11 protein-coding genes are annotated in these 10,917 nt (G+C 57.7%); 8 read left to right on the top strand and 3 right to left on the bottom strand.

Translation table 11 applies throughout. The features are described 5' to 3' along the window. The first annotated feature begins 280 nt into the window (after positions 1–280). The 6 genes from Q1A00_RS15930 (at position 281) to Q1A00_RS15905 (ending at position 5,985) form a co-directional block, all read left to right on the top strand. Positions 281–415 (top strand): hypothetical protein, encoded by a 135-nt coding sequence (locus Q1A00_RS15930; RefSeq protein WP_298407172.1) that lies wholly within the window; start codon positions 281–283, stop codon positions 413–415. Positions 416–646: 231 nt separating this feature from the next. Further along, a complete protein-coding gene (locus Q1A00_RS15925) occupies positions 647–1,420 on the top strand; it encodes an inositol monophosphatase family protein (protein ID WP_298490583.1) in 774 nt (257 codons plus the stop codon). A 108-nt stretch (positions 1,421–1,528) separates the two neighbouring features. Next, the gene (locus tag Q1A00_RS15920; RefSeq protein ID WP_298407177.1) at positions 1,529–2,872 is read left to right on the top strand and encodes an aspartate aminotransferase family protein; all 1,344 of its coding nucleotides are present in this window, start codon (positions 1,529–1,531) and stop codon (positions 2,870–2,872) included. A 65-nt stretch (positions 2,873–2,937) separates the two neighbouring features. Continuing rightward, positions 2,938–3,543, top strand: coding sequence for a GNAT family N-acetyltransferase (locus Q1A00_RS15915; protein ID WP_298407179.1), 606 nt, complete (start codon positions 2,938–2,940; stop codon positions 3,541–3,543). A gap of 4 nt (positions 3,544–3,547) precedes the next feature. Next, positions 3,548–4,513 carry a magnesium/cobalt transporter CorA gene (corA, locus tag Q1A00_RS15910; RefSeq protein WP_298407183.1) on the top strand — a complete coding sequence of 322 codons (966 nt, stop codon included), beginning with the start codon at positions 3,548–3,550 and terminating at the stop codon, positions 4,511–4,513. Then, complete coding sequence (locus tag Q1A00_RS15905) at positions 4,504–5,985, top strand: nuclease domain-containing protein (RefSeq protein ID WP_298490584.1); 1,482 nt, start codon at positions 4,504–4,506, stop codon at positions 5,983–5,985. Before corA ends, Q1A00_RS15905 begins: the two co-directional genes overlap by 10 nt. Here Q1A00_RS15905 and Q1A00_RS15900 read toward each other — a convergent pair. The 3 genes from Q1A00_RS15900 to Q1A00_RS15890 are packed head-to-tail and all read right to left on the bottom strand — an operon-like array spanning position 5,953 to position 8,048. Then, positions 5,953–6,195 (bottom strand): hypothetical protein, encoded by a 243-nt coding sequence (locus Q1A00_RS15900; protein ID WP_298407189.1) that lies wholly within the window; start codon positions 6,193–6,195, stop codon positions 5,953–5,955. The genes Q1A00_RS15905 and Q1A00_RS15900 overlap by 33 nt on opposite strands. After that, positions 6,170–6,868 carry a hypothetical protein gene (locus Q1A00_RS15895; RefSeq protein ID WP_299757757.1) on the bottom strand — a complete coding sequence of 233 codons (699 nt, stop codon included), beginning with the start codon at positions 6,866–6,868 and terminating at the stop codon, positions 6,170–6,172. Before Q1A00_RS15895 ends, Q1A00_RS15900 begins: the two co-directional genes overlap by 26 nt. 37 nt (positions 6,869–6,905) lie before the next feature. Beyond that, on the bottom strand, positions 6,906–8,048 hold the full coding sequence (locus Q1A00_RS15890; RefSeq protein ID WP_298490586.1) for a hypothetical protein: 1,143 nt from the start codon (positions 8,046–8,048) through the stop codon (positions 6,906–6,908). A 277-nt stretch (positions 8,049–8,325) separates the two neighbouring features. Between Q1A00_RS15890 and Q1A00_RS15885 the strand changes: the two genes are divergently transcribed. Further along, complete coding sequence (locus tag Q1A00_RS15885; RefSeq protein ID WP_298407197.1) at positions 8,326–10,455, top strand: ATP-binding protein; 2,130 nt, start codon at positions 8,326–8,328, stop codon at positions 10,453–10,455. Continuing rightward, positions 10,439–10,909, top strand: coding sequence for a response regulator (locus Q1A00_RS15880; protein ID WP_298407200.1), 471 nt, complete (start codon positions 10,439–10,441; stop codon positions 10,907–10,909). Before Q1A00_RS15885 ends, Q1A00_RS15880 begins: the two co-directional genes overlap by 17 nt. Positions 10,910–10,917: the final 8 nt, after the last annotated feature.

Here is a 10,917-nt window from a genome sequence, read left to right as displayed (position 1 = left end):
CGATAGCTATTTCAATAATTTCGGCTCACGGTAGAGCACTGAAACCGCCGGACTGTTTGGCTTCTTGGATAGCGTCGTTAATTTCAATAATTTCGGCTCACGGTAGAGCACTGAAACGAGTACTTCGGCTACGTGCGCGCGTTGCTCGAGTATTTGTTTCAACAATTTCGGCTCACGGTAGAGCACTGAAACTTGCGTGGTCACAGCTACACGCTCTACAACGGCGCGCGTTTCAACAATTTCGGCTCACGGTAGAGCACTGAAACCTGTTGATTTGAAATTGAGCGCCAATCGTAAAGTTGCTGATGATGGCCGGGTCGGTGAACAGTTTGCGGCGCATACGATTGGCATACAGATGGCCGCGACCGAGATTGGGACGGCGCTGATCCCAGTTGGAATGGGGGTTGTTGGCTAGTGGGGGTCGCTTGAGCTGATCCCGCTTGGTCTGTTAGCCGTAGATGGGGCGTTGTTACGGTGCTATCTGCTCGCGATGCGTCCTGCCTAAACGAATATCGTTTAGTAGGTCTAAATAATTTGGGTGGTCTGGTTGCGCCGCTGATAGTTTCCGCCATTTCATATTGGTAGTACAATGAGATAACGCACCGCAGCAGACGAAAGCTGTGGCGCTATACTGGCGGAGGCTCGTGTGGACATTGATATTGCGCTTGCGCGCGCATGGGCGCAGCGCGCCGGCGAGCTGCTTTTGCGCTCGTATTTTAATCGGGTGTCGCCGGAACGTAAGCTCGATAAGAGTTTGGTGACGGCGGCTGATCGCGCAATTGAAGATTGGTTGCGCGAGCAGATTCATGCCCACTATCCTGATCACGGCGTGATGGGTGAAGAACGCGAGCCGGAAGGTCTCGACCGCGAGTATGTGTGGGTCATCGATCCGATTGATGGCACCAGTTCGTTTGTCTCCGGTTTACCGATGTGGGCAGTGTCGATTGGGGTGATCCGGTGCGGGCAGCCGGTGGCCGGTGTGATCTACTTGCCGGTGTTGGGTGATTGTTATTGGGCAGTCGCTGGTGGGCGCGCGTTCTGGAATGAAACGCCGATTCATGTGGCGCCGCCGCAGCCGCCGAGTCCTAATGACTGGATTGCGATCCCTTCGACGTTTCATCGCGCCTATACGATTCACTATCCCGGTAAAGTGCGGGTGTTGGGGTCGGTGGCGGCTGATTGTTGTTATGTAGCCCGTGGGCAGGCGCAGGCGGCGATTATCGGGCGGGCAAAAGTGTGGGATGTGGCCGCTGGCTGGGTGATTGTGCAAGCTGCCGGTGGTGTGGTCTGCCCGCTAGAGGGTGAGTTGCCCGATTGGTTGACATTGCTGCGTACCGTGCGTTTGCCGGCGGCGGTGGTGATTGGTCATCCGCAACAGGTGGCGCAGGTCTGCGCGTGGGTGCGGCGGATAACGCCATGAGCGGGGAGATGGGGGGTGGGGAGATTGCAGCGCGGCTTGTGCCGCGCTTTTTGTTATAATGACGGGTATCGAATAGATTGCTTTTGCAGATGCACAAAGGAGTGTCGTATGACTGCGCCAGCCGTGCGCCATATTCGTCTTGTCACCGAAATTCCCGGCCCACGTTCGCGTGAGTTGCTGGCCCGCCGCGATGCTGCGGTGGTGGCTGGGTTGGGCCGGGCGACGCCGATTGCGATTGCTTCTGGTCACGGCGCGTTGGTGACGGATGTTGATGGGAATACCTTGATCGATTTTGTCAGCGGGATTGGCACCTTGGCGGTCGGCCATTGCCCGCCGGAAGTGGTGAGCGCAATTCAGGCGCAGGCTGAGCGGTTGATCCATGTGTCGGCGCTAGTCGGTACCTACGAGCCGTATGTGGCGTTGTGCGAGCGGCTCAATGCGCTGGCACCGATCAGCGAGCCGTGCAAGACGTTGCTGGCTAATTCGGGTGCCGAAGGGGTTGAGAATGCGATAAAGTTTGCCCGCGCTGCAACCGGACGTCCGGCGATTATTGTCTTTGATGGTGCGTATCACGGGCGCACGCTGTTGACCCTCTCGCTCACCTCGCGCACCTATTTTAAGAAGAAGTTTGGCCCTTTTGCTCCTGAAATCTATCGCGCTCCCTTCCCCTACGCCTACCGGATGGGGATGAGCGAGGCGGAGGCGGTTGAGCAGTGTTGGGCGGCGTTTGAGCGGATGCAGATCGCTGGGGTTGACCCGGAAACCGTGGCGGCGGTGTTGATCGAACCGGTGCAAGGCGAGGGCGGCTTTATCCCGGTGCCGGTGGAGTTTATGCGCCGCTTGCGCCAGTTCTGCGACCGCAATGGTTCGTTGCTGATTGTCGATGAGGTGCAGAGTGGCTTTGGCCGCACCGGTACTATGTTTGCGATCGAGCAGTTTGGTGTTGAACCAGATATCATTGTGGCTGCCAAGAGTATTGCTGCCGGGATGCCGCTAGCGGCGACCATTGGGCGGGCGCGGGTCATGGATAAAGCGCATTACGGTGGGGTGGGCGGAACCTACGGCGGCAATCCGCTGGCCTGTGTGGCGGCACTGGCGACGATTGATATCATCGAGCGCGAACGGTTGCTGGATCGGGCTAACGTGATCGGGCAGCAGATCCGCACTCACTTTGAGCCGATGCTGGCCGATGATACGCTCGATCCGCTGGTTGGTGATGTGCGCGGTTTGGGTGCGATGATCGGGATCGAGCTGGTGAAGGATCGGCGTAAGCGCACGCCGGCTGCTGCCGAAGAGGTGCTGGCGATTCTGGGTCGCGCCCTCGAACGCGGTGTGCTGGCGATGCGGGCCGGTCTATATGTGAACTGTATTCGCTTGTTGGTGCCGCTCGTGATTACTGATGATCAGCTCAATGAAGGGCTGGAAGTCTTGGTTGGCGCAATGCGCGGGTAGTACGAATAAGTGAGGGTGCAGTGTTATGCGCCCTCGCGTACTTATATTTCTGTACAGGGATTACTATGCCGATTACTGTTGTCCAAACCCAACCCGACCATATCCCGCAGTTGGTCATTCACCAGCGGGTCTGTTTTCCGACCCTCGACCCAGAGGATCACTTCAGCGCCGAGAACTTTGCTACCCATTTGCGGCTCTTTCCCGAAGGCCAGCATGTGGCGCTCGACGGTAATCGCGTGGTTGGTCAGAGCAGCACCTTCCGCATCAGCGGCGACAAGGTATTTAAGCCGCATACGTTTGAAGATATTGTCGATCACGGCAATTTTGGCTATCACGATCCCAATGGCGAGTGGTTGTACGGCGCTGATATCAGTGTTCACCCCGATTACCGTGGGCGCGGTATCAGCCGCATGCTCTACGATGCGCGCAAGGCGCTGATCCGCCGGCTTGGTCTGCGCGGCATGGTTGCCGGCGGGATGTTGCCCGGTTACGTTGCTTACCGCGGCCAGATGTCGGTTGAAGAATATGTAGCCGCAGTGGTGGCAGGCCGGTTGAGCGATCCGACTCTGACGCCGCAGTTGCGCAATGGCTTTACTGTGCGGGGCATGCTCTACGATCATATCCGCGACGGCAAGGTGCCCCACGCGGCGTTGATTGTGTGGGAAGCGTAGCGGTATGGTTTCGCTCAATGTCTTTCACCGCCAGAGCATGCAGCAAATTGCCGATCTCGATCAGATCAGCGACTTGCTCTTGCAGCCGCGCACCTTGATCTGGCTCGATCTCGAGCAGCCATCGCCGGCTGAGCTGGCCCTGTTGCGCGAGGAGTTTGGCTTTCACCAGCTCGCGATCGAAGATGCGTTGCAAGCGCACGAGCGGCCAAAAATTGAGACCTATCCCGGTTATTACCTGATCATTTTCTACAGCGTAGAATACGATGCTGCCGAGCGTGAATTGCGCTTTTTGCCGATCACGCTATTCGTTGGTGCGAACTATTTGGTCAGCATCCGGCCCGGCCCGATACGCCATATCGAGCAGACGCTGGCCCGCTGGCAAGCAAATGGTCATGTGCCCGGCTATCAGGTGAGCAGTGTGCTCTATGCGCTGATCGATGCCATTGTTGATGACTACTTTGTCGTGCTTGATCAGATCGGCGAGCAGATCGAAGATGTGGAAGCGGCAATCTTTCAGTATGGCCGCCAAGAAGTAGCGAATGATATCTTCATGCTCAAAAAGGATCTCCTCTTCTTCCGCCGGATTGTCGCTCCCGAACGCGATGTGCTCAATGTCTTGCTGCGCCAAGAGGTTCGCATCTTTCAGCCCCGCGAATTGGCCTATGTGCGCGATGTCTACGATCATTTGGTGCGCGTGACCGAGTCGATCGATCTCTACCGTGATTTGCTATCGAGCGCGCTCGATAGCTATCTGTCACTACAGGGCAATCAGCTTAACCAGTTGGTGAAGGTGTTGACCCTCTGGTCGATTATTCTGATGGCCTGCTCGCTGGTGGCAGGAATCTACGGTATGAATTTCGTGCTGATGCCTGAACTAGAACAACCGTGGGGCTATCCCTTTGCGCTAGGGTTAATGGCGACGATTGCGCTAGGTCTGGCAATCTATTTCAAGCGGAGGCGATGGTGGTAGCCGGGCCGGTCTTGTTGCTCGATGGCGTGCCGGCAGCAGCTCCCATTGTGCCTGAGCGGAACGTGGTTGAGTGGTCGTGCGCGGTGCCGGCAGGGGCGACGGCGCAATTGGCAATCGATGGCGAACCGCTCGAACCGTTTCTCCGCCCCGGCGACTCGATGTGGCGCTGGCGTTGGCAAGCGCCAGCGGCGGCTGGCGTGTATCCGGTGCGTTTGACCATTACCGCCGCAACGCAGGTTACGGAATGGCGCGGCACAGTCCATGTCGCTCCTTCCCTGCTCGATGCGCGCCGTTACGCTGCGTTGTTGGCCGATCTGGTTCAATTGGCACCGGCGCTTGCCCATGCCCTGAACGGTGGCCGCTACGCTGCCGGCAGCGGTGCGTCCGGCTATCCTGATCGGGCGGCGCTGCTGGCGCTCTTGACCGGCCCGCTGACCCAACGCCTGATCGCCGCAGTGGAACGGCTGGCGCGCCAACCGCGCCAGCGCCGGTGGCAATGGGAAGGGCCGCGCGAATTGGGCATGCTCCGCGAACGGCCCGATCCGGCCCGCTGGCGGATCGCATCAGATGCTGCGCCGCTACCGCCCGCCGGTTGGCCTGATCGGGTAGGGGTGCAGGCGTACCGGCCCGATCCGCTTGAGCGTGGCCGGCAAGTGGCTGCCCAAGTACTCGACCGGCTGATCGCGAGCGGGCAAGCGTTGCTGGTGATGCCGTTGCCTGCTGAGGCGCGGGTGCGGCTGGTGATGGTGATCGGGAGGTTGCGCGCAGCGCGTCTACAATTTGACGTAAATAATCAGCCGTTGATTGGGAGGCCGATGTGGCGGCCACGCAGCCGCGATGAGCGCATTGTCGCCGCCTACCAACGGCTGATGCAGCGCCGGTTGGGAGTTGGGTGGGCGCCGGAGTTGCTGGAAATACCGGTGCGCGAGGTGGCCCGCCTCTACGAGACGTGGTGCGTGGCGCGTGTTGGGTTGGATCTGCTGTCCCTCAGCGACTGGCAGGTGCACGATCAGAGCATCTTTGCCGGGCAGACGGCGCAATTGACGACGCAGCAACCTTTGCTCGTGCTGGCGCATCCTACGGGTGCTACCTTGGCATTACGCTATCAACCGCGCTATGCGCCGGATAGTCAACCGTTCCGCTCGCTCGACGATCGGGTGCGAGTGCCGGATGGAGCGATCGAGTTCACCCATCCGCGGCGCGCGCCGGGGTTGATCGTGCTCGACGCCAAGTATCGCAGCGAGGAAGGCGCGCTGCCGGCCAGCGCCATTGATGAGGGGTACAGCTATTTGGCCGGAATAGGCCATCATGACGGTAGCCGCGCAGTTGCTGCGTTGGCGTTGCTATTCCCCGGATCCGGCGCGCCGGTGGTGTATGCTAGCGGCCTCACCGCGCTGCCGCTGCTGCCGGGAGAGCAGACTCATACCTTAACCGCGTGGCTACGAGATCGCATACTTGACGCCATCATCTGAAGAGTGCGACAGATACGGCTGCAAGGCGGCCAACCGCTCCTCCACCGATGGATGGAACGAAGCTTGGTTCCATGGCAGATTCATCTCATCGAGTCGGGCTTGGCGCAGGAAGAGGGTTAAGTCGTGAGCAAACCCATGCTGCGCGGCGTATCGATCGGCAGCCAATTCGCGCTGGCGAATATAGCTACGCCAGAGCGGCGTAGTAGCCACAATACCTCCCGCCAACCAGTGTGATCAGCCCTAATGAGAAGATATACTGGGTAAACTGGCCGATCCGGGTAGGAACAGCGATTTCGACCCGCAGCACGATATAGCTCAGCGCGTCGAGCAGGCGCATGATGGGGTTGAGCAAACTCGTGATCACGTGCGTCAAGCGTATTGTGAATGACACCATCAGCCAACCGCCGGGGAACGTCAACCGATGCAGCGCCAGCGCGAGGCGCCCGTCGCTGGTATGGTAGTGTCCCAGTTCATGGGCGAGAATCGCAAGAAGATACGGGCTAGTGTACGTATCGCGGTGTAAGTAGAGGGTATGGCCAATCGCACTGGCATTGAGGTCAGGCTGATCGACAGCGTAGACGAAGCAAGGTGGGGTGATGCCGCGGTTCGCAAGCACGCGGAATGCTTCCGCAAGGATCGCTTGCTCAGTGATGGTTGGCGCTCGCCCGCGCACCTTCCAGCGCATAACCCGGTTGCCTCCCGGTGGCCCAACCCATGCCAGCAAGGAATAGCACGGCGGCCCCACGGCACCGATGATTGCCAAGGTGTGAACGGTACTAGCGCTGAAGAACGGCGAACTAGCCCAAATAATAGCCCAATAGCGCAACCCGACGCCGGCCATCTCAAGAGTGAGCGTCAGGCTGTAGCGTATGCCTCCCCCCATAACGCTACCCTGTCAACTTGTCCCTAGATGATGGTTGCTACCCCTGCGGCAGCATTGGCCCCCACATCAACCAACTCACCCCACGATCGGTTTGCGGCAGGTCAACAGCCGGGCGGTCACCAATCGGATACCAACGTAATGCCGTCCCGGTCTCGGTTCGTACCAATGCCACAATGCCGCTCGCATCCGGCGCCCAACGGATGAGCAACGGCGTTTCGCGAAATGGCGGGCGCAGCTTGGTAAGGGTACCGTCAGGCGATTGGCGAGTCAGGGTAAAGGTGAAACCGTCACTCACCCGCTCAACCGCGACAAAGAGCAGGTCAGAGCCGTTGAGAAATGGCGCCCGCGCAAGCACGTTAATGGCGCTGAGACGGGAAGCCTGCATCGTTTGCACGTCAACTTGCCAAACACCGGGACCTTCCGGCGGCCCAACTAACAGCAGCGCCGTCCGGTTATCGCCAAGCCATACTGCTTCGCCGCACCAACCATACATGCCGTCTGGAACACGTGGCCGGCGTAACTCCTCACTTTGTGGTTGCCAAAACACGAGTTCACAATCATCGTAGAAGGCAGCAGATGACGCTACTAACAGGGTGTCGCCTGCCGGATTCCAGAGAAACGGGGCATAACTACGAATAGAACGGCTTGGATTCAGCGGATCATCAACCGGATCATCGGCGCGCACCAGTTCAAGGTCGCCGCCGGTGGCTGGCAACCGGTACAGACCGTCGGGGAGATCGCGTACCTCGCGGTTGTTTTGGAAGCGGAGATAGATAAATTGCGCATCGGGCGACCAGCGCACGGCGCTGAGTTGATGCCCTTCCGCAAAGTACATCACCTGCGGATTGCTGCCGTCAAGCGTGGCGCGCACTAAACGATCCCCTTTCGCAGCGCCAACCACATAGACTAACCCAGCCACCGGATGGAGATCCATATCACTAATCGGCGGAATGCTCTCCAGCTCAATGCGTTCGCGGGTAAGTTGGCGGCGAGTCGCGCCATCGGACTCGATCCGCGCAATCTGGCCGCGATCAAGGACGTAGAGCTGCGCCGGTAAAAGCCGTGCGCCGGGTGTGGGCTGGATGACTTCGGGAATAGGTGATGGTGTGGGTAACGCGGGTACTGTGCTACATGAGACGAGCACGATGCTGAACAGCACACTCCAAAGTACATGTCGCATAGTGATCCTACGAGTGAAGGATGTCTGAGGCAAGGATTGTCTCACGAGTTGGGTATTGCGTAGATTTGGTAATAACCATTGTGTATAGTGGAGGCGGCCACTTCATTATTGGTATTAGACGCTTAGGCACAGCGGTTGCCACAATCGTGTTGCTCGCGAATGGGTCGCGCTCAAACATAGTATACGCTATCTTTCGCATGCGCGATAAGATCTGACTGAACTGTGACCGGATATATAATGGAGTGTGTTAACAGCGATTTTGGCGCGAGCAAGCCGTATGAACCTCCGCCAGCTTCTTTCGACATTCTGGCCGACTGACCAGCAACTCAATCAGCTCTTTGCTGACGATCGACAGCGGGTTGCGATCTTTCTCTTGCCCATTTTTGGCTTTTTCACCGTGATAGCGGGCGGATTCGTGCTCATCACTCCTTGGCTTTACCCAACACCTCAGATTCCGTTGATTGCTGCACTCATTATGACCGCCGTGTTTGGTGGGGGGGCTTGGCTTGTGCAGCGTGGCGCGATCTACCTCGCTGGTGGGATGGTCTGCAGTGTGCTTTGGCTGGTAATTACCTTGGTAGCGCTATTTTCCGGTGGTGTGCAGAGTTCGGCGGTATTACACTACATTATTGTGACGCTCTTGGCCGGGATCAGCTTTGGCCGGCGCGGTGCGATAGGAGCAATGGCAGCTACTACCGCCACGATCGGTCTGCTCTGGTTGTTGGAGGTATCCGGACATCTGCCGGTGGGATCGCTGCTTACCACCTCGCTAGCGTATGCGATAATGTTGCTGGTGATCTTACTATTGACCGGTATCATTCTGGTCATTGTTGATATTCAATTGTCAGCGGCGTTTCTAGCGGTGCAGCAGGAAATAAACGAACGGAGCCGCACTGAGCAACGCTTACGAATGGCGTTATTAGCGGCGCGCGCCGGTGCGTGGGAATGGGATGCACCTTCTCGCACAGTGCGCTGGTCGCCGGAAAACTATCCGTTGTTGGGGCTGAATCCCCAGACGGATACGCTCACGTTTCGGCGTTGGCGCGAGCAAGTGTACGCTGAAGATCGCGCTGCCTTACAAGCGGCGATTGATCGTTCGGTTCAACAGCATGCTGAGTTCGAGATTGAATTTCGGGTTGTCTTGCCTGATGGCACCCTACGTTGGCTGCGCGTCATCGGCCAACCGATAATCAACGCTGAGGGTGCGCTGCAAGGGATGTATGGGTTGCAAATGGATGTTACTGCGCGCAAGACGATGGAAGCTGAACTACGGCGCAGTGAGCTGTATTATCGCAGTCTCGTAAATGATCTACCGGCGATGGTCTGCCGCTTTCAGTCCGATGGTACGCTCACCTTCGTTAACGACCTCTATTGCCAATTGTTTCAGCGTACCCGCGATGAATTGATTGGTTTTAACTTTTACGACCTCATTCCTCCTCCCCAACGCGCGCTAGTGGCAGAGGGGATTGCCAAACTCAGCCCAACTCAGCCGGTGATTGAGCATGAGCACGAAGTGTTGCATCCCGATGGCTCGATCGGTTGGCAGCGCTGGGTTAATCGCTTGCTGCTCGATGAGCGAGGGCAACCGGTTGAGTATCAAGCATTGGGGATGGACATTACGGCACGCAAGCGGGCCGAACTTGAACGCGAGCGGTTGATCGCCGAACTCGAAGCGCGCAATGCCGAATTAGAGCAGTTTACGTACACGGTTTCACACGATTTGAAAAGCCCGTTGATCACGATTAAAGGCTTTGCTAGTTATATCGAGCGTGATCTCGCTGCCGGCAAGCTTGAACGCATCCCATCCGATTTACAACGCATCATTTCAGCGGCGGATCGGATGTACCAATTGCTCGAAGATCTCTTGCATCTATCGCGTGCAGGCCGGCAACTCAATCCGCCGGAGCGCATTGGGCTTGGGTTGCTGATTAGTGAAGCGGCAGCCGCAGTGAGCGGGAGATTGGCGGAACGCAATGTCTACTTGCATCTCCCGCCGAATTTGCCGGAAATCTACGGCGATCGCACCCGTTTGCGCGAAGTGTTTCAGAACTTGATCGATAACGCCGCCAAATTCATGGGTGATCAGCCAAACCCTCAGATCTGGATCGAAGCACGTGCTGCTGATGAGCCTCATTTTGTGCTGGTGAGTGTGCGGGATAATGGGATTGGCATCGATCCTCGCTATACCCAGCGGATTTTTGGTCTCTTTGAGCGTCTTGAGCAGCGGGTGGAAGGCACTGGCATCGGGTTGACGCTCGTGCGCCGGATTGTGGAAGCGCACGGTGGTAAAATATGGGTAGAATCAGAGGGATTGGGGAGTGGTTCAACGTTTTATCTAACGTTGCCAACGGCGTTGCAAACCTCAGCGCCTGCAGAGAGGATAAATTCTCATGAAAGCAAGCATTGAACCAGCTATCATTCTGCTCGTCGAAGATAACCCCGACCATACTGAGCTGATCATACGGACATTGAACGATCATCGGATTCCGAACCGGATCATCCATGTCACCGATGGCGAATCGGCGCTCGATTATCTTTGGCGGCGCGCGCAGTTCGCTGATCCGGCCACCAGCCCTCAACCGGATATCGTGTTGCTTGACCTGCAACTGCCGCGGCTGAGTGGCTTGGAGGTGTTGCAAGAGATTAAGACCCGCGCCGAGACGCGCCATATTCCCGTCGTGGTCGTGACCACCTCGAGCGCCGAGCGTGATTTGCAGGCTGCCTATCAACGCTATGCGAATAGCTATTTGGTCAAGCCGGTGGATTTTCAACAGTTCACGCGGATGTTGAACGATCTCGGCGATTACTGGTTAGACTGGAATCAGACGCTCGGCGATCGGTACAGTCTTGCTACACCTTAGTCGTTAAC

Source organism: uncultured Chloroflexus sp. (assembly GCF_938091255.1).
Lineage (GTDB): Bacteria > Chloroflexota > Chloroflexia > Chloroflexales > Chloroflexaceae > Chloroflexus.
This window is presented reverse-complemented; position numbering and strand designations above follow the sequence as displayed.